This window comes from Aeromonas sp. FDAARGOS 1417 (assembly GCF_019046985.1).
Classification (GTDB): Bacteria; Pseudomonadota; Gammaproteobacteria; order Enterobacterales; family Aeromonadaceae; genus Aeromonas; species Aeromonas veronii.
Map to the genome: position 1 here is coordinate 2,536,713 of NZ_CP077221.1, position 19,510 is coordinate 2,556,222.

Annotated in this window: 17 protein-coding genes; 6 read left to right on the forward strand and 11 right to left on the reverse strand. The window is 59.7% G+C overall.

From position 1 onward, the window contains the following. The 6 genes from tapB to yacG all read left to right on the forward strand — a co-directional run bounded on the left by tapB (position 1) and on the right by yacG (position 5,714). Complete coding sequence (tapB, locus tag I6L47_RS11460; protein ID WP_005336134.1) at positions 1 to 1,707, forward strand: PilB family type IVa pilus assembly ATPase TapB; 1,707 nt, start codon at positions 1 to 3, stop codon at positions 1,705 to 1,707. Between the two features lie 239 nt (positions 1,708 to 1,946). Further along, a complete protein-coding gene (locus tag I6L47_RS11465) occupies positions 1,947 to 3,188 on the forward strand; it encodes a type II secretion system F family protein (protein ID WP_005336136.1) in 1,242 nt (413 codons plus the stop codon). 61 nt (positions 3,189 to 3,249) lie between these two features. Continuing rightward, entirely contained in the window at positions 3,250 to 4,122 is an 873-nt protein-coding gene (locus tag I6L47_RS11470; RefSeq protein WP_216947459.1) for an A24 family peptidase, read from the forward strand. A gap of 13 nt (positions 4,123 to 4,135) precedes the next feature. Further along, positions 4,136 to 4,750 (forward strand): dephospho-CoA kinase, encoded by a 615-nt coding sequence (gene coaE / locus I6L47_RS11475; RefSeq protein WP_216947460.1) that lies wholly within the window; start codon positions 4,136 to 4,138, stop codon positions 4,748 to 4,750. A 37-nt stretch (positions 4,751 to 4,787) separates the two neighbouring features. Continuing rightward, the gene (gene zapD / locus I6L47_RS11480) at positions 4,788 to 5,510 is read left to right on the forward strand and encodes a cell division protein ZapD (RefSeq protein WP_216947461.1); all 723 of its coding nucleotides are present in this window, start codon (positions 4,788 to 4,790) and stop codon (positions 5,508 to 5,510) included. Positions 5,511 to 5,519: 9 nt separating this feature from the next. Beyond that, on the forward strand, positions 5,520 to 5,714 hold the full coding sequence (gene yacG / locus I6L47_RS11485; protein WP_005336142.1) for a DNA gyrase inhibitor YacG: 195 nt from the start codon (positions 5,520 to 5,522) through the stop codon (positions 5,712 to 5,714). 77 nt (positions 5,715 to 5,791) lie between these two features. On the opposite strand, the gene mutT is transcribed toward yacG, so the two are convergent. From mutT to murD, 11 genes are all read right to left on the reverse strand, one after another. Next, positions 5,792 to 6,196, reverse strand: a complete 405-nt coding sequence (mutT, locus tag I6L47_RS11490) for an 8-oxo-dGTP diphosphatase MutT (protein WP_019444787.1) — start codon at positions 6,194 to 6,196, stop codon at positions 5,792 to 5,794. Positions 6,197 to 6,270: 74 nt separating this feature from the next. Beyond that, on the reverse strand, positions 6,271 to 8,991 hold the full coding sequence (gene secA, locus I6L47_RS11495; RefSeq protein WP_005336144.1) for a preprotein translocase subunit SecA: 2,721 nt from the start codon (positions 8,989 to 8,991) through the stop codon (positions 6,271 to 6,273). Between the two features lie 59 nt (positions 8,992 to 9,050). Continuing rightward, entirely contained in the window at positions 9,051 to 9,956 is a 906-nt protein-coding gene (locus I6L47_RS11500) for a M23 family metallopeptidase (protein ID WP_005355107.1), read from the reverse strand. Between the two features lie 140 nt (positions 9,957 to 10,096). Next, positions 10,097 to 11,020: a UDP-3-O-acyl-N-acetylglucosamine deacetylase gene (lpxC, locus tag I6L47_RS11505; RefSeq protein ID WP_005336146.1), complete on the reverse strand. Its 924-nt coding sequence runs from the start codon at positions 11,018 to 11,020 to the stop codon at positions 10,097 to 10,099. 99 nt (positions 11,021 to 11,119) lie between these two features. Continuing rightward, positions 11,120 to 12,271: a cell division protein FtsZ gene (ftsZ, locus tag I6L47_RS11510; protein ID WP_005336147.1), complete on the reverse strand. Its 1,152-nt coding sequence runs from the start codon at positions 12,269 to 12,271 to the stop codon at positions 11,120 to 11,122. A gap of 39 nt (positions 12,272 to 12,310) precedes the next feature. Continuing rightward, complete coding sequence (ftsA, locus tag I6L47_RS11515; RefSeq protein ID WP_005336148.1) at positions 12,311 to 13,570, reverse strand: cell division protein FtsA; 1,260 nt, start codon at positions 13,568 to 13,570, stop codon at positions 12,311 to 12,313. Further along, positions 13,551 to 14,303 carry a cell division protein FtsQ/DivIB gene (locus tag I6L47_RS11520; RefSeq protein WP_005336149.1) on the reverse strand — a complete coding sequence of 251 codons (753 nt, stop codon included), beginning with the start codon at positions 14,301 to 14,303 and terminating at the stop codon, positions 13,551 to 13,553. The genes ftsA and I6L47_RS11520 overlap by 20 nt, the downstream gene beginning before the upstream one ends. Positions 14,304 to 14,400: 97 nt before the next feature. Beyond that, positions 14,401 to 15,855, reverse strand: coding sequence for a UDP-N-acetylmuramate--L-alanine ligase (gene murC / locus I6L47_RS11525; RefSeq protein WP_064341794.1), 1,455 nt, complete (start codon positions 15,853 to 15,855; stop codon positions 14,401 to 14,403). A 111-nt stretch (positions 15,856 to 15,966) separates the two neighbouring features. Then, complete coding sequence (gene murG, locus I6L47_RS11530) at positions 15,967 to 17,049, reverse strand: undecaprenyldiphospho-muramoylpentapeptide beta-N-acetylglucosaminyltransferase (RefSeq protein ID WP_005355117.1); 1,083 nt, start codon at positions 17,047 to 17,049, stop codon at positions 15,967 to 15,969. Then, on the reverse strand, positions 17,049 to 18,230 hold the full coding sequence (gene ftsW, locus I6L47_RS11535) for a cell division protein FtsW (protein WP_005336154.1): 1,182 nt from the start codon (positions 18,228 to 18,230) through the stop codon (positions 17,049 to 17,051). The genes murG and ftsW overlap by 1 nt, the downstream gene beginning before the upstream one ends. After that, entirely contained in the window at positions 18,227 to 19,510 is a 1,284-nt protein-coding gene (gene murD, locus I6L47_RS11540; protein ID WP_005336156.1) for a UDP-N-acetylmuramoyl-L-alanine--D-glutamate ligase, read from the reverse strand. Before murD ends, ftsW begins: the two co-directional genes overlap by 4 nt.

A 19,510-nucleotide genomic window follows, 5' to 3' on the forward strand; every position in this document is an offset into this window, starting at 1 on the left:
ATGACCTCTAGTCCTAATAGCGGCCTGGCGTTAAGCCTGGCCGCCTCTTCTCTGATAAGTGAAGAGGACTCCCAGCGCTATCTGAGCCAGGCCAAGGCCCAGCGCAAACCCTTTGTGACATTTCTGATAGAGAACGAGATCCTCGACAGCAAGGCGCTCGCCGATTTCTGCGAGCTGGAGTATGGGGTACCTCTGCTGGATCTTGCCGCCTTCGATTTGGCCGAGATCCCGCAGAAATACCTCAATCAGAAGCTGATTGAGAAACACCACGTCCTGCCTATCTACACCCAGGGCCACACCCTCTATATCGCCATGTCGGATCCGACTAATGTCTCGGCATTGGAAGACTTTGGCTTCAGCTTCGGTCTTCATACCGAGGCGCTGCTGGTGGAGGAGAACAAGCTCACCGCCGCCATCGGCAAGCTGCTGGAGAGTGAAAACGACGCCCTCGGCATGGAGGATATCGACGAATCCGAGATTTCGGATCTCGAGGTCTCCGACGAAAACAGCCGACTGGACGAGAGTGTCAATACCGCTGATGACGATGCTCCCATTGTCAAGTACATCAACAAGATCCTGATGGACGCCATCAAGCGCGGTGCCTCCGACCTGCACTTCGAGCCCTATGAGTTCAAGTATCGGGTGCGCTTTCGCATCGATGGCATTCTGCATGAAATCGCCACACCGCCGGTCAACCTCTCCAACCGCTTCTCCGCCCGCCTCAAGGTAATGGCGCGGCTCGATATTGCCGAGCGGCGGCTGCCACAGGATGGCCGCATCAAGTTAAAGTTGTCGCGCAACAAGTCGATGGATATGCGGGTCAACACCCTGCCCACCATGTGGGGAGAGAAGATCGTCATCCGTCTGCTCGACTCCTCGGCGGCACGCCTCAATATCGAGCAACTCGGCTTTGATGACCGGCAGAAGGCGCAGTACCTGCGCGCCCTCTCCAAACCGCAGGGGATGATCCTAGTGACCGGCCCCACCGGCTCGGGCAAAACGGTCTCGCTCTATACCGGCCTCAATATTCTCAACACTACCGAGGTAAACATCTCCACCGCCGAAGATCCGGTGGAGATCAACTTGCCCGGCGTTAACCAAGTGCAGGTCAACCCCAAGGCGGGGCTCACCTTCGCCAGCGCCTTGCGCTCCTTCTTGCGGCAAGACCCGGATGTGGTGATGGTGGGGGAAATACGGGATCTGGAAACCGCCGAGATCGCCATCAAGGCGGCCCAGACCGGCCACCTGGTGCTCTCCACCCTGCATACCAACTCAGCCGCCGAGACCCTGACCCGGATGATGAACATGGGGGTGCCCGCCTTCAACATCGCCTCCTCGGTGACCCTGATCATGGCCCAGAGGCTGGCCCGTAAACTGTGCGACCACTGCAAGGCACCGGAAGTGGTGCCGGAAGCCGAACTGCTGGAGCTGGGCTTTACGCCGCAGCAACTGGCGGCCGGGCTGCGACTGTTCAAACCGGTCGGCTGCAAGGAGTGTTCCGGCGGCTACAAGGGGCGGGTCGGCATCTACGAAATCATGCTGATGTCAGAGAACATAGCCAAATTGATCATGCAGGGGGCAAACTCCCTGCAAATCGCCGCTATCGCCCAAAAAGAGGGGATGCGTACCCTGCGCACCTCGGGACTGGAGAAGGCCCGGCTCGGGGTCACCAGTCTGGCCGAGGTCAACCGGGTCACCACCAACTGATCCGTGTGCGGAACGACCCGCCGGTTTGGTTGGCAGAGCGAATTCGTCATTCACGAACACGGAATAGATGACAGCCCTAATGACAGAATAATCAGGCATTAAAGTGACCGGGCTGGCGCCAAGAAGGTACCACCCACCCTATCAGTACCCCGCAGGCATCAAGCCAGTCGGGCTCCTTGACTAGGCTGGTGACGTGCAGAGCCAGGCTCTGACAACCAACCCCATTGCAGGATGCAAAGATGGCAACCCTAACGAAAAAGAACAATGCCCCCAAGAAAGTCTTCGCCTTCCGCTGGCACGGGGTAAACCGCAAGGGGCAGAAGGTCTCCGGCGAGCTGCAGGCCGATAGCATCAACACCGTCAAGACCGAACTGCGCAAGCAGGGGGTCAACGTCACCAAGGTGGCCAAGAAATCCCAAGGGCTCTTCTCCAAGGGCGGCGCGAAGATCAAACCGATGGATATCGCCATCGTCTCCCGTCAGATCACCACCATGCTCTCCGCCGGTGTACCACTGGTGCAGAGCCTGCAGATTATCGCCCGCAGTCACGAGAAAGCCTCGATGCGCGAGCTGATGGGGCAGATTGCCGCCGATGTGGAGACCGGTACCCCCATGTCGGAAGCGCTGCGTCGCCATCCTCTCTATTTCGATGATCTCTACTGCGATCTGGTGGAAGCCGGTGAGCAATCCGGTGCACTGGAGACCATCTACGACCGTATCGCCACTTACCGGGAAAAGTCGGAAGCGCTCAAGTCGAAGATCAAGAAGGCAATGTTCTACCCCACCATGGTCATTCTGGTCGCCATCGTGGTCACCTCCATCCTGCTGCTGTTCGTCATTCCGCAGTTCGAGGATATCTTCAAGAGCTTCGGCGCCGAGCTGCCGGTGTTCACCCAGTTTGTTATCGGCATCTCCCGCTTTATGCAGAACTGGTGGTATGTCTTCTTTGGTGGCACGGCCCTTGGCATCTTCCTTTACGTGCGGGCCTGGCGGGCCTCCCAGAAAGTGAAAGACAATACCGACAAGTTCGTCCTCACCATTCCGGTGGTCGGGATGATCCTGCACAAGGCGGCGATGGCCCGCTTTGCCCGTACTCTGTCGACCACCTTCTCCGCCGGTATCCCGCTGGTGGATGCGCTGATTTCGGCGGCAGGGGCCTCCGGCAACTATGTCTATCGCACCGCGGTCATGGCGATCCGCAACGAGGTGGTGGCAGGCATGCAGATCAACGTGGCGATGCGCACCGTCGATCTCTTCCCCGACATGGTGATCCAGATGGTGATGATCGGTGAGGAGTCCGGCGCCATCGATGATATGCTCTCCAAGGTAGCCACCATCTTCGAACAGGAGGTGGATGATCTGGTCGATGGCCTCACCAGCCTGCTGGAACCCCTCATCATGGTGGTGCTCGGGGTGCTGGTCGGCGGCATGGTTATCGCCATGTACCTGCCCATCTTCAAGCTTGGCGACGTGGTAGGCTGATTTATCAGGGCATGGCATCACAACCATGCCCTCCCCCTCATTTAATAACTGACGGTTAGTTATGACACTTCTTCTCGAGCTGGCTCACAGCTTGCCCTGGCTCTACTTCTCGCTGGTTTTTCTTTTCTCCCTGATGATCGGCAGCTTCCTTAACGTAGTGATCCACCGCTTGCCCATCATGCTGGAGCGGGAGTGGCAGGCCGAGTATCGCAGCTACTTCGCCCCTGATGAGGAGGCCACTGCGCCAGAGTGCTACAACCTGATGGTGCCGCGCTCCGCATGCCCTCACTGTGGCCACGCCATCACTGCGCTGGAGAACATCCCGCTGTTGAGCTGGATCTGGCTCAAAGGGCGTTGCCGCGACTGTCAGGCCCCCATCTCGGCCCGCTATCCACTGGTAGAGCTGCTGACAGCCCTGCTATCGGTGGCCGTTGCCATGGTCATAACGCCGGGCTGGGGGACGCTGGCCGCCCTGCTGCTGACCTGGGTGCTGGTCGCCCTTACCTTCATCGATCTCGACAAGATGTTGCTGCCCGACCAACTCACCCTGCCACTGCTGTGGGGCGGGCTGCTGTTCAACCTGGCAAGTGGCTTCGTGCCGCTGGCGGATGCCGTGATCGGCGCCATAGCGGGCTATCTGGTGCTCTGGAGCCTCTACTGGGCCTTCAAGCTGCTCACTGGCAAGGAGGGGATGGGCTATGGCGACTTCAAGCTGCTAGCGGCGCTGGGCGCCTGGCTCGGTTGGCAGGCGCTGCCCATAATTCTGCTGCTCTCATCTCTGGTCGGCGCCGTGATCGGCATCAGTCTGATCGCCTTGCAAAAACATCATCAGGGCAAGCCCATTCCCTTCGGCCCCTACCTCGCCATCGCGGGCTGGATTGCGCTGCTATGGGGCGATACCATCACCCGCTGGTATCTCTCTACCCTGCTTTGAGCAAGAGGCCCCCATGTATGTAGTTGCTATCACAGGTGGTATCGGCAGCGGCAAGACCACTATCGCCAATCAGTTTGCCGCGCTGGGTATCGAGGTGGTGGATGCCGATGTGATCGCCCGCGAGGTCGTTGAGCCGGGCACCCCGGCCCTTGCCGCCATCACCGACCATTTTGGCCATGATGTGATTGATCCGAGCGGTCAACTCGACCGTCGCGCCCTGCGCGAGCGGGTCTTCAGCGACCCACAGGCCAAGGAGTGGCTCAATGCCCTGCTCCACCCGCTGATTCGCAGCGAAATGCAGCGCCAATGTGCTGGGGCCAGTTCTCCTTACTGCCTGCTGGTGGTGCCACTGCTGGTGGAGAACAAACTCACCGGCCTCGCCAACCGGGTGCTGGTGATCGATGTGGATGAAGCCACCCAGATTGAGCGCACCTGTCGCCGTGATGGGGTATCGGCCGAGCAGGCCCGGGCCATCATCGCCGCTCAGGCGAGCCGGTCGGAGCGTCTCGCTGCGGCGGATGATGTCATCGAAAACCACAATGGCAGCGAAATGGCGATTAAAACGCGGATTTTGGCGCTGCACGAGACATATCTGGCAATTGCCTCTCAACAAGGCCGCCAAGTGTGAGTACACTAGGCCGGTTTATGGCTGGCCAGGATTAGGCATGATTTACGATTTCCCCCTCAATGAAAAAAGCCGGACCTATCTTCGTCTGGAGTCCCTGTTTTCCCAGATCCGCGACAATCTGGATAGTGAACAATCCTGGGCACATATCGCCTTCTTCAAGGGGCTGTTCGATCTGCAGGAGTTGCTGGAGCGTGGTGACCTGCGCGCCGACCTCATCAAGGATCTGGAGCGTCTCGGCCAGCGTCTGAGCCACTGGGCCAGCCTGCCCGACGTCGATCTGGAGCAGATCAAACTGATGCAGCAAGAGAGCAGTCAGCTCTCCCGCAATCTACTCAACTCGCCACGCCCGGGTGCCCGCCTGAAAGAGGATCGTCTGCTCGGCTCCATTCGCCAGCGTTTCTCCATCCCGGGTGGTCTGTGTGCCTTCGATGTGCCGCAGCTGCACCACTGGCTCGGTACCTCGGCCATCACCCGTCACCAGCAGATGCAGGGCTGGCTGAGCGATATCAATCTGCTGATGAATGCCATCACTCTGCTGCTGCGCCTGTGGCGCGAATCAGGCAGCTTCAGTGAGCAGGTTGCCAGCAACGGTTTCTTCCAGGACACCGCCGAGAGCGCCGAGCTGATCCGCATCAAGCTGCCGGGCAATCTGTTCTGCTACCCAACCCTGAGCGGCCACAAGAACCGCTTCGCCCTGCGCTTTCTGCCCACCGCAGAACAGCCGATTGGCGACGTGCCATTCCAGCTCGCCTGCTGCTAAGGAGGGCTTATGGTCACCAAGGTAAAGTGTCCGACCTGTCAGAGTGAAGTGGAATGGGGCCCGCAGAGTCCGTTCCGCCCCTTCTGCAGCAAGCGCTGCCAGCTGATCGATCTCGGCGAATGGGCCGATGAAGAGAAGCGGATCCCGGGGGAGATCAACCCGGATCTGCTGCCGGAGCCGGAAGAGGGCGATCAGTGGCTATAAGCCCCTGGTCACGCACCTCTGCAACATGGAAAAAGGGCCGATTGGCCCTTTTTTCATGTTAGTTGATTACTACCGGCTCAAGCCAGCAGGCCCTGTAGCCGCGCGACAATCGGGCCATTGGCATCGGGGAAGTGGTAGTTGTGCAGCTCGGCCACCGGCACCCACAGACACTCCTGCCCCTCTTTGCCGAACGGCTCACCGCTGAAACGGGTCACCTTCCATATATCCAGCAATACCTGCTTCTCGGGGTAGTCGTGCTGCAGTTCCATGAAGGGGGCACAATCCAATACCCGGATGCCGATCTCTTCCCACAGCTCCCGATCCAGCGCAGTCAGCAGATCCTCACCGGACTCCACCTTGCCACCGGGAAACTCCCAGCGATCCCCCTGATGGCGATCGGAGGAGCGTCTGGCGATGAAGATATCGCCCCGTTCATTCTCGATGACGCCAACCGCCACCCAGATCCGTTTTTTCTGTTCCATCAATTACCTCTGTTCGCTTGTTGCCACCCATAACAAGGCGGGCACTTGGCCCGCCTGTTATGGCATAGCGTCGATCAGGTCAACTGACCGTGGCAGTGCTTGTACTTCTTGCCGGAGCCGCACGGGCAGGGATCGTTGCGACCGACCTTCTGCTCGTCACGTACGAAGGTGGTGTGGCCCTCTTCGCCTGCGGCCTGTTCATCGGCCAGCTGGCTCTCGGCTGCGGCGTGGGTATAGGTGCGGGGAGCGGCTTCCGCCTGCTGGCGCTGCTGCTCTTCCATCGCTTCCACATCGCGCTCCTGCACCTGAACACGGCTCAGGATGCTGACCACGTCGCGCTTGAGGGTTTCCAGCATCTGGGTGAACAGATCGAAGGATTCGCGCTTGTACTCCTGCTTGGGGTTCTTCTGGGCGTAACCGCGCAGATGGATACCCTGACGCAGGTGATCCATGGCCGCCAGATGCTCTTTCCACAGACCATCCAGAGTTTGCAGCATCACCGCTTTCTCGAAGTTGCGCAGCACCTCTTTGCCGACCAGCTCTTCCTTGTGGGCATAGAGCTTGGTGGCTTCGTCCAGAATGCGCTCGCGCAGCTTCTCTTCGTACAGCTTGTCATCTTCCGCCAACCACTGTTGCAGCGGCAGATCCAGCGCGAAGTCGGCCTTCAGGCGCGCTTCCAGACCAGGCACATCCCACATCTCTTCCAGAGACTGGGGCGGGATGTACTCATCGATCACTGCGCCGTACACATCATCACGGATAACGTGGATGGTCTCGGAGATGTCGTTGGTATCCAGCAGCTCGTTGCGCTGCTCGTAGACCACCTTGCGCTGGTCGTTGGCAACGTCATCAAACTCCAGCAAGCTCTTGCGGATGTCGAAGTTGCGACCTTCCACCTTGCGCTGGGCATTTTCGATCGCCTTGGTGACCCACGGGTGCTCGATGGCTTCGCCCTCTTCCATGCCCAGCTTCTTCATCATGCCGGTCACGCGATCGGAGGCGAAGATCCGCATCAGGGTATCTTCCATGGAGAGGTAGAAACGGGATGAGCCCGGGTCACCCTGACGACCGGAACGGCCGCGCAGCTGGTTATCGATACGGCGGGACTCGTGACGCTCGGTACCGATAATGTGCAGACCACCGGCGGCCAGCACCGCATCGTGACGCACCTGCCAGGCGGCTTTCAGCTCGGCAATCTGCTCGCTGGTCGGGTTCTCCAGCTTGGCGATCTCTGCCTGCCAGTTACCGCCCAACACGATGTCGGTACCACGACCGGCCATGTTGGTCGCGATGGTGACCGCACCAGTCTGACCTGCCTGGGCGACGATCTCCGCTTCCATGGCGTGGAACTTGGCGTTCAGCACCTTGTGCGGGATCTTCTCTTTGGTCAGGATGCCGGAGAGCAGCTCGGAGTTCTCGATAGAGACGGTACCAACCAGTACAGGCTGGCCCTTGGCCACGCACTGACGGATATCTTCGATGATGGCGGCATACTTCTCGTTGGCGGTCAGGTAGACCAGATCGCCCATGTCCTTGCGCACCATCGGCTTGTTGGTCGGGATAACCACGGTATCCAGGCCATAAATCTGCTGGAATTCAAAGGCTTCTGTATCCGCAGTACCTGTCATCCCCGCCAGCTTGTTGTAGAGACGGAAGTAGTTCTGGAAGGTGATGGAGGCCAGCGTCTGGTTCTCGTTCTGGATCTTCACCCCTTCCTTCGCTTCAACGGCCTGATGCAGACCATCGGACCAGCGACGACCCGGCATGGTACGGCCAGTGTGCTCGTCAACGATGACGATTTCGTCTTTCTGGACGATGTAGTCGACGTTGCGCTCGAACAGGGTGTGAGCACGCAGACCCGCATTGACGTGGTGCAGCAGGCTGATGTTGGAGGCGGAGAACAGGGAGTCGTTCTCATCCAGCAGCCCCTCTTTCTTGAGCAGCTCTTCCACGAAGATCTGACCGTTTTCGGTCAGCAGGGCCTGACGGTTCTTCTCGTCCACCGTGTAGTGACCGTCGCCGGTGTACTCTTCGGTGTCTTCCTTGTCCTGCTTGACCAGCAGCGGGATCAGTTTGTTGACGCGGATATAGAGCTCGGAGCTATCTTCGGCCGGACCGGAGATGATCAGCGGAGTCCGGGCTTCATCGATAAGCACCGAGTCCACCTCATCCACCAGCGCGTAGTTGAGCGGACGCTGGACGCGCTGCTCTGGCGAGAACGCCATGTTGTCGCGCAGGTAGTCAAAACCGAATTCGTTGTTGGTACCGTAGGTGATGTCGGCGGCGTAGGCGTCACGCTTCTGGGATGCATCCATACCGGGCACGTTGCAATCGACGGTCATGCCGAGGAAGGCAAACAGCGGGCGGTTTGCCTCAGCGTCACGTTTGGCCAGATAGTCGTTCACCGTCACCACGTGCACACCACGGCCACTCAGGGCGTTCAGGTAAGCTGGCAGAGTCGCAGTAAGAGTCTTACCTTCACCGGTTTTCATTTCCGCGATGCGGTTGGAGTTCAGCACCATGCCGCCGATCAGCTGCACGTCGAAGTGGCGCATGCCGAACACCCGCTTGGAGGCTTCACGCACGGTCGCGAACGCTTCCGGCAGCAACTGCTCCAGGGTCTCACCCTGCTCGATACGCTGACGATACTCGGCCGTTTTGGCCTGCAACTCGGCATCGGACAGAGCCTCGAACTGCGGCTCCATGGCATTGATCTGTTTTACAATTTTGCGCAAAGCCTTGAGCGTTCTGTCGTTCCGGCTGCCGATAATCTTGGTAAGCAGTGTGCTAATCATGGGTACCAACTATTTCTGGTTATAAAAGCGTTCCGTCACTGGAACCTGAAGAAAAAAACCTAACCCCGTCTGGCACTGAGAAAGCGTGCGGGGTTGACCTGACGACCATCTTTCAACACTTCGTAATGCAGATGGACCCCGGTCGCGCGACCGGTGCGTCCCATCAAGGCAATCTTCTGACCCTGATCAACCAGGGTGCCCACCTCAACCAGCAACTTGGAGTTGTGGGCATAGCGGGTGACCAGGCCATTGCCGTGATTAATCTCCACCATATTGCCAAATTCCGGATGACGGCCCGCCCAGCTGACAATGCCGGGCCCGGTGGCCAGAATCGGGGTTCCGGGTTTGCCACGGAAATCGACCCCTTTGTGCATCTTGGCACGCCCGTTGAACGGATCGACCCGTCCACCAAACCCGGACGAGACCCAAACTCGCTCCTGTTTGACTGGCGTGCCGGAAATAAAACCGGCATCGGTGATATGGTGATTCATGATGAAAGATTCAAGTACCGACAGCTGCTCTTCACGGCTGCTGAGCTGCTGGCTGAGGTGTTTCATCGAGGCTTGCAGCTCGTTGAGGCTCACTTCCAGCTCTTCATCATAAGAAGGGCCACCCATGGGGGGCAGCTCTTTGAAATTGAACTCGTCGGGATCGAGATCGGCCTGCTCGGTCAATCGTTCGCCGAGGGCATTGAGACGGCCAAGCTGGCCTTGCATGGTGCCTACCTGAGCAGCCAGCATTGCCAACTGTTCACGGGCTTCGTCGCCACTCTGGTCGACGGACTGTTGCTCGGCAACGGCAAGCGCCACTTCCAGCGCCTCCATTTTCTGGTGCCAGCTCTGCCAGAGCCAACCACCACCAAGGGCCAACAGGGAGAAGAGAATACCGCCGACCCAGGCCAGACGTTGTTTGGGCAGGTGCAACTTGCGCCGCTGCTTGCCGTGGAGGATCAGGGTAATGCTCATAGAAATCAGTCTGCTCGGTCAGGTGCGGCCAGGAGCCTGCACGGGAAATAAAACCGGGAGATAATCGGTATTAAAGGATGGAGTAAACAAATGACGGAACGTCGGTGCGGAGAGAGGACCGACGTTCCGTTGCACAGCTATCAGGCCAGAACCAGACCGTTATCGTAGTAAGCGATAGGCGCTTTGTCGCCCTCACCCTCGAAGGTCACCAGTTCCCAAGCCTCCTGCTCGGCCAGCAAGGCACGCAGCAGCTTGTTGTTCAGGGCATGTCCGGTCTTGTAGGCACGGAACTCACCGATGATGCTGCGGTTACACATATAGAGGTCACCGATCGCGTCCAGCATCTTGTGCTTGACGAACTCGTCCTCATAACGCAAACCGTCTTCGTTCAGCACCCGATAGTCGTCCAGTACCACGGCGTTTTCCAAGCTTCCGCCCAGCGCCAGGTTCTGGGAACGCAGGTACTCGATATCACGCATGAACCCGAAGGTACGGGCACGGCTGATCTCTTTCACGAAGGAGGCACCGGAGAAATCCAGTACGCAACGCTGATTGCGCCCTTCAAAGACCGGATGCTGGAAATCGATCTCGAGATCCATCTTGAAGCCGTTGCGATAGGGGTGGAATTCCGCCCACTTGTCGCCGTCTTCAACCCGGATGCTCTTCTTGATCCGCACAAACTGCTTGGCAGCATTCTGCTCACGGATCCCGACTTCCTGCAGCAGGTAGATAAAGGGATGCGCACTGCCGTCCATTACCGGGATCTCGGGGGCGTCGACCTCAACATAGAGGTTGTCGATCCCCATCCCGGCCAGCGCGGCAGAGAGGTGCTCAATGGTAGAGACACGGACACCGGCTTCGTTGACCAGAGCGGTACAGAGCACGGTATCGCGCACCTGATCGGCATTGGCTGGCAGCTCCACCACAGGATTCAGGTCGGTACGCAAGTAAACGATCCCTGTGTTCACAGGCGCCGGACGGAACGTCATGGTGACTTTCCGGCCCGAATGCAGGCCGACACCAGTCGCCTGTACACTCGTTTTCAAGGTTCTTTGTCTAATCATGGGTGTACCCTAAACAGCTTAAAATCCGGACCAGATGGTCGTTGGCAGGCCATCTTAGCACATTCCTTGAACAACAAACAAACGAGAGCCATAAGAAGCTTAGTCAGCTTGCTTGCGCAGGAACGCCGGAATATCCAGGTAATCCGGTTCACGACGAGCTTGCGGCTCGGCGTTGACCACCTTGGCCGGGGCTTCGTCCATCACGCGGCCTTGCATCATGTCGCTAACCAGCGGCTGACGCACCGGACGCTCTTGCACCTGGCTGCTCTTAACCAGAGTGATGTCCGGCTTGCGCTCGGCACCGATACCGGTAGCAACCACAGTCACACGCAGTTCGTCGTGCATTTCCGGATCGATTACGGTACCCACAACTACAGTGGCGTTCTCGGAAGCGAAGGCCTTGACCGCGTTACCCACGGTTTCGAACTCTTCGATGGTCATGTCCATACCGGCGGTGATGTTGACCAGGATGCCACGGGCACCAGCCAGATCCACATCTTCCAGCAGCGGGCTGGAGATGGCTTTCTCGGCCGCTTCTTCAGCACGGTCATCACCAGAGGCGGAACCGGTACCCATCATGGCGGTACCCATTTCACGCATCACGGTACGCACGTCCGCGAAGTCGACGTTGATCAAGCCCGGGCGGGTGATCAGCTCGGCAATGCCCTGTACCGCGCCAAGCAGTACATCGTTGGCTGCCTTGAAGGCATCCAGCAGGGAGATACCGCGACCCAGCACCTTCAGCAACTTGTCGTTGGGGATGGTGATCAGGGAGTCGACGTTCTTGGAAAGCTCTTCGATACCGTGGGCGGCGAAGCCCATCCGCTTCTTACCTTCGAAGGAGAACGGCTTGGTTACCACAGCAACGGTCAGGATGCCCATTTCGCGAGCCACTTCGGCCACGATCGGCGCAGCACCGGTACCGGTACCACCACCCATACCGGCAGCGATGAACACCATGTCGGAGCCGGTCAGCAGCTCACGCAGCGCTTCGCGATCTTCCATGGCCGCATCACGACCCACTTCCGGATTGGCGCCGGCACCCAGACCCTTGGTGATGCCACCGCCGATCTGCAGGGTAGTGTTGGCGCTGGAGTTACGCAGTGCCTGGGCGTCGGTGTTGACGGTAATAAACTCAACACCCTCAATATTTTGACGAACCATGTGTTCGACAGCGTTACCGCCGCCGCCACCTACACCGATCACTTTAATGACGGCTTCGTCAGTGTGGCTATCCATAAATTCAAACATGTTGTCTCTCCGCTTTATTTGCCTGACTCAGCAAAATTCTTAGAACTCGCCACGCAGCCAGTTGCTAACCCGTTTGACCAGGCCACCGACGCTTGCCTTGGCGGCATATTCTTTGTTGCTACCTGTGGCTTGATGGGTGCGGCCATATTGCAGCAACCCGACCGCAGTCGAGTACACCGGTGCCTGCACGTAATCACTCAAACCACGTATGTTCATGGGCTCTCCCACCCGGACCTGGCTCTGGAAGATCTGCTCTGCACACTCCACAATGCCTTCAATCTGGGCAGCGCCGCCGGTCAAGACCACACCGGCTGCCAGCTGATGCTTGACCCCCTGCGCTTTCAACTCGCTTTGTACCCGCACCAGCTCATCATTCACCATGGAGAGCAACTCGGTGTAACGGGGCTCAATCACTTCAGCCAGTGTCTGCCGTTGCAGGCTGCGCGCCGGGCGACCGCCGACACTGGGTACTTCAATATTGTCTTCCTTGCTGACCAGACGGCCGAGGGCGCAACCGTAGCGCACCTTGATCGCTTCCGCGTCGAGCGGCGGCGTGCCAAAGGCGTAGGCGATGTCGCTGGTCACAGTGCTGCCAGCGTACGGGATCACCTTGGTGTGGCGCAGGGCACCGCCGGTAAACAGCGACATATCCATGGTGCCGCCACCGATGTCCACCACGCAGACCCCCAGCTCTTTCTCGTCTTCGGTCAACACGGCATAGCTGGAGGCCAGCGCGGAGAAGATCAGTTGATCGACTCGCAGACCCACTTTCTCGACACACTTCTCGATGTTGCGAGCCATGTCGTTGTGGCAGGTGATCAGGTGAACCTTGGCAGCCATCCGTACACCGGAGAGGCCGACCGGATTCTTGATCCCTTCCTGATAATCGATGGCAAACTCCTGAGGCAGCACATGCAGCACACGCAGCTCGTCGGAGAGGCGAACCGACTTGGCGGTGTGGATCACGTTGTCCACATCCTCCTGGGTCACCTCTTCATCGGAGATGGGCACCATACCGGTCTCGTTGCGGCAGTCGATATGCTTGCCGGACAACCCCAGATAGACCGAGCTGATCTGGCAATCTGCCATCATCTCGGCCTCTTCCACCGCGCGGCGCAGTGACTTGACCACGGAGTCGAGGTCATTGACCCCGCCCTTCTCCATTCCGCGAGAAGCGTGACTGCCCATACCGATGACGTTCAGTTCACCGTCCGGCAATACTTCCCCGACCAGAACCGCCACCTTGGTTGTGCCGATATCCAGTCCGACAATCAAATTCCTATCTGCGGTGTTGGTCATGCACTTTCTCTTCGCTCTTCTTCCAGCCAACTGCCATTCCGGTGTCGTATCGAAGATCCACGTAGGCGACTTGCGCACGGGGTTCGATAACCGGGAAGGCATCGATAAACCGCTGCAACCGGAGCGCAATGTCATTGCGTCCCAGGAACAGCTTGATATTGCCATCCAGGGTCAGTTCCCAGGCATGGCGGGGGGTCAGATTCACCCCCAGCAACTTGTATCCCTTGGCAGCCAGTTGCGACTCGTACTGCCGACTCTCTTTCAACACCCGAGCGGCCTGGTCATCCGGCCCTGACAGCTGCAACAGCGGCGTCTTGACCCGATCCGGGGCACTGAATACCTTGCCCTTGGTGTTGACGAAGCGGTTGCCATTCCAGCGCGCCGCCACATCTTGTTCCGTGAGGTAGATCTTGATCTTGTTCGGCCACTTCTTTCGTACCGAGACCGAGGCCACCCATGGCAGGGCATTGAGCCTTGCCTGCAATTCGTTGACGTCCAATTCGAAGAAGTTGCGCAGCTCGGCGCCATCCAGCACGGCCATCCGCAGCTCTTCGGTTTGCAAATACTGGTGTTGCCCCTGCAGCAACAGCTCGCTCATGGGCAACCGGTTGGCATCTGTCAGCCAACCTTTAACATCCAGCGCCGTCCGGTAGCAGCCCCATATCACCAGCAGGAAAAACGCTACCCCTGCGATGAAGCCACCCTTGGTGCGCCCCTGTGCCCTTGCCTCCACCCGATCGATCCCCGTGTAACGCGCTAAACCGGCCTTTGACAGACCGGTTCGCCATTATATAGGCCCCGGCTTGGCGGTCAAAATACTCATTGGGCCCTCAGGCGCCAGATTTCATGCTATCTATGCTCAATTTCATCTCTCCGAGACGACGGGCCAGTGCCCCGACGTTCCCGGCGCCTTGAGTCAACACCAAGTCCCCCTCGCCGACCAGGTCGGCCAGCACGGCTGGCACGTCATCTGGCGTAGCGACGAAGATGGGTTCCAAGTTGCCGCGCGAGCGAATGGAGCGGCACAGTGCCCGTCCATCAGCGCCCGGGATCGGCTCCTCACCGGCAGCATAAACCTCCAGCATCACCAGCACGTCTACCTTGGAGAGCACATCGGCGAAGTCCTCGTAGAGGTCGCGGGTACGGGTATAACGGTGCGGCTGGAACACCATCACCAGACGCTTCTCGGGCCAACCGGCACGGGCGGCATTGATGGTGACCTTCACTTCGCTCGGGTGGTGACCGTAATCGTCCACCAGCATCGCCTTGCCGCGACCGGTTTCAAACTCGCCATACTGCTGGAAGCGACGACCGACCCCTTCAAATTTGGCCAGAGCAGAGATGATGGCCTCATCGCTGACACCGTCCTCTGTCGCGACAGCTATCGCCGCTGCGGCGTTCAATGCGTTGTGAATACCCGGCAAATTGAGGGTCACCTGCAGCTCACCGGCCTCTTTGCGGCGAACACGGAAGCAGCTGTGGTTGGTGGTCTGGACAAAATCCAGCACCTGCACATCCGCATCGTCGGAGAGACCGTAGGTCAAGGTCGGACGGGCAATCTCGGGCAACATGCCACGGATCACCGGATCATCGATGCAGACCACCGCCAGTCCGTAGAAGGGCAGATTGTGCAGAAACTCGATGAAGGTGGCCTTCAGCTTGGAGAAATCACCGCCGTAGGTGTCCATGTGATCCGCTTCGATGTTGGTCACGATAGAGACCATCGGCTGCAGATGCAGGAAAGAGGCGTCGCTCTCGTCCGCTTCGGCAATCAGGTAGCGGCTGCTACCTAGGCGGGCATTGGTGCCGGCACTGTTGAGCAGGCCACCGATGACGAAGGTCGGATCGCGGTCGGCTTCGGCATAGATACTCGCCACCAGACTGGTGGTGGTGGTCTTGCCGTGGGTACCGGCAATGGCGATGCCGTGACGGAAACGCATCAGCTCGGCCAGCATCTCGGCGCGGCGCACCACCGGGATCCGCAGTTCGCGGGCAGCCAGCAGCTCCGGGTTGTCCTGCTTGATGGCGGTAGAGACCACCACCACGCTGGCCCCCTCAACGTGTTCGGCACTGTGGCCGACGAAGATGTGGGCGCCCAGTCCGGCCAACCGCTCGGTCACGGCGTTGCGAGCCAGATCAGAACCCGTTACCTGATACCCTTCGTTGGCAAGCACTTCGGCGATCCCGCCCATACCGGCACCACCGATGCCGATAAAGTGGATGCGACGCACGCGGCGCATTTCGGGGATCACAGTACGCAGTTTTGCCAGTTCAACCTTGGTCATAATCGTCTCTTTAGTCTGCCGCAGGCCATGCGCCGTCAAAGCGCAGTTGCACGGCGGCATCAATACATACAGGTACAAGGCTGCACGGTGTCACCGCTGCAACCTTGCTCATCAATCTTTACCACGCTGCCCGGTTGCGAGCTGTTTGCACTCATCTGCAACCCGCTCGGCCGCATCCGTGATGGCGACGCGTCGAGCCGCTTTCGCCATGTTAAACAGGGTCTCCCGGCGACCTGCCAACCAGGTCAAGCGTGCCGCCAGTGAGGCTGTGTTCAGCTCGGACTGGGGCAGAAACTCGGCCGCTCCGCCGTCGACCAGGGTCAGGGCGTTACGGGTCTGGTGATCATCCACCGCATGGGGCAGCGGCACGAAAATGGCGGCCACACCGGCGGCAGCCACTTCGGAAACAGTCAGCGCACCGGCACGGCAGACCACCAGATCGGCCCAGGCATAGGCGCTGGCCATATCCTTGATAAATTCGCTCACCTCGGCATTGATGCCGTGCTGGGCATAGGCAGCAGAGACAGCCTCGGCATTGCCCTTGCCACACTGGTGACGCACTTCAATGGGCACGCCGGATGCCGCCACCGCAGCAGGTACCTGCTCGTTGAGCACCCGCGCTCCCAGACTGCCACCCACGATCAGCAGATGCAGTGGCTCATCCCCGCTGCGCAGTTGCGGATCCGGCAGGGCGACCACTTCGGGGCGCACCGGATTACCGACCACGGCGGTGCGACGGCTCGGCGCGAAGGCACCCGGAAATGCCATCAGCACCCGCCTGGCGATACGGGCCAGCAGCTTGTTGGTCATGCCGGCAGCAGCATTCTGCTCATGGAGCAGCAACGGGATGCCGGAGAACCAGGCCGCCACGCCACCCGGGCCGGAAGCAAAACCGCCCATGCCGAGCACCACATCAGGGCGAACGGTCTTGAGTACCTGACGCGCCTGCAGGATCGATTTGACGATGCGATAGGGCGCAACCAGCAGTCGCTTGATGCCGTTGCCACGCACCCCCTGAATATCGATGAAGGAGATGGGATAACCGTGGGCGGGCACCAGCTCCGCCTCCATCCGGTCGGCAGTGCCGAGCCAGTGGACAGTCCAGCCCTGGGCCTTCAGGCGATCGGCCACGGCCAGACCGGGGAACACATGCCCACCGGTACCACCTGCCATCACCAACAGAGTCTTGCTCACTAAACCTCCCGCACGCGCGCCTGGGCTGTCGCCTGACGCAACTCAAAATCGATTCGAATCAACATGCTCACCGCCACCGACATGATGATGAGACTGGAACCACCGTAACTGACCAGCGGCAGGGTCAAGCCCTTGGTCGGCATCATGCCGCTGGCCGCGCCGACGTTGACGAAGGTCTGGAAGCTGAACCAGATGCCAATGCCGATCGCCAGATAACCGTCATAGAGCCGCTCTGCCACCAGCGCGCGATGCCCCAGCTTGAGCGCCTTGACCGCCAGCGCAAAAATCAGGAACAGGGCGCCCAGCACCCCGACGTAACCCAGCTCTTCACCGAGGATCGCAAACACGAAGTCGGTGTGCGCTTCCGGCAGGTACTCCATCTTCTGGATAGAGTTGCCAAGCCCTTCGCCAAACCAGCTGCCACGACCAAACGCCATCAGCGACTGGGTCAACTGGTAGCCGCTGCCGAACGGATCGGCCCAAGGATCCATAAAAGAGGTCACCCGCCGCATCCGGTAAGGCTCGACGATGATCAGCATCACCACAGAGCCGAGGCCCGCGCCGATCAGGGTCAAAAACTGTCCCAATCGGGCACCGGCCAGAAACAGCATGCCGAACGAGGTAACGAACATCACCACGGTGGAACCCAGGTCAGGCTGCAACAACAGCAAGACCGCCAGCACCCCGAACACCGCCAGCGGTTTCAGGAAGCCGATCCAGGCTTCACGCACTTCACTCTGGCGCCGCACCAGATAGCCGGCCAGATAGACAAACAGCGCCAGCTTGCCAAACTCGGCAGGCTGCAGGTTGAAGGGGCCAAGCGGCAACCAGCGCACCGCACCGTTGACGTTGCGGCCCACCAGCAAAACCAGCACCAGCATCAAGATCGCCAGCAGCAACATGGGGCCGTTGTGCTGTTGCCAGCGCGCCATCGGCACCTGCAACACAAACCAGGAGATACCGAGCGCCATCACCAGAAACAGGGCGTGACGCTTCACAAACATGAAGGGGTCATCCCCCAGCGCAATCCCTTCGGGGATCGACGCCGAGGCCACGATGACCACCCCGACCGCCATCAGGGAGAGCGCCAGCAGTACCAGCTGCCGATCGTAGAGACCGGCAGGACGCGCCGGTAACAACCAGCGCTGGAACAGACCTGCTGCTGCGCGAAGGGCATTCATAGCGCTAGCACCATCTCGGTGAAGCGATCGCCGCGCACCTCGAACGACTTGAACTGATCGAGGCTGGCACAGGCTGGCGCCAGCAGCACCCAGTCACCGGGCTTGGCATCGGCCGCCGCTTTGGCAACCGCAGCGGCCAGGTCGGCCACCCGTTCGGTCTGCTCGCCCAGTGCCAGCAGCACCTCGGCATCCTGACCGAAGCAGTACATGTGATCGATCTGGTTGCCCAACAGCGCCTGGATCGGGCCAAAATCCTGCCCCTTACCCTGACCACCGGCCAGCAGCAGCAGGCGCCCCTTGACCGACTCGCGCACACCGGCAACGGCAGCGAGCGTGGCCCCCACGTTGGTGGCCTTGGAGTCGTTGATCCAGCGCACCCCGTTCACCTCCCGCACGAAGCGGGCGCGATGGGGCAAGCCCTCGAAGCGGCGCAGCACGGTGAGCTGGGCAGCGCGGGGAATGCCGACCGCATCGCACAGCGCCATGGCCGCAAGGGCGTTGGCCTGATTGTGGGCACCGACGATCTTCATCTCGTCCACCGCCAGCAGTGGTTCGCCGTGCAGGGTCAACCAGTAGCGACCATCCAGCAGGCAACGGCCATAGCCATTGCAATCAAGACCAAAGCTCTGCCACACCTGACCCACATCGGGCAGGGTCTGGGCATCGTCACGATTGACCAGAATGTGTTTGGAGTGCTGATGGATCTCCATCTTGGCGGCGCGATAGTCGGCCATGCCCTGATAACGATCCATGTGATCTTCTGAGAGGTTCAGCACCACGGATGCAGCAGCACGCAAACTGTGAGTAGTTTCCAGCTGGAAGCTGGAGAGCTCCAGCACGCAGAGATCCATCGGCTGCTTGAGCAGCTCCAGCGCCGGTGTACCGATATTGCCACCCACGCCGACATTGAGGCCGGCTTCGGCAATCATCTCGCCCACCAGGGTAGTGACGGTGCTCTTGCCGTTCGAGCCGGTGATGGCGATGACCGGGGTCTGGGTCTCGCGCACAAACAGCTCGATATCACCGACGATCTGCACGCCACACTCGGCAGCTGCTTTCAGTTCGGGGGTCGCCAGCGCGATACCCGGGCTCGCGACGATCATGTGCGCCTGCTTGAGCAGCGCCTCGTCGAGCCCGTGGATCAGCTCCACCTCCGGCGGCAGTTGATCCTTGCCGGGCGGGTTGGCGCGGGTATCCATCACCAGTGGCGTCACGCCACGGCCGAGGAAGTAATCGACACAGGAGAGCCCGGTTTTGCCCAATCCGATGATGATGACCAT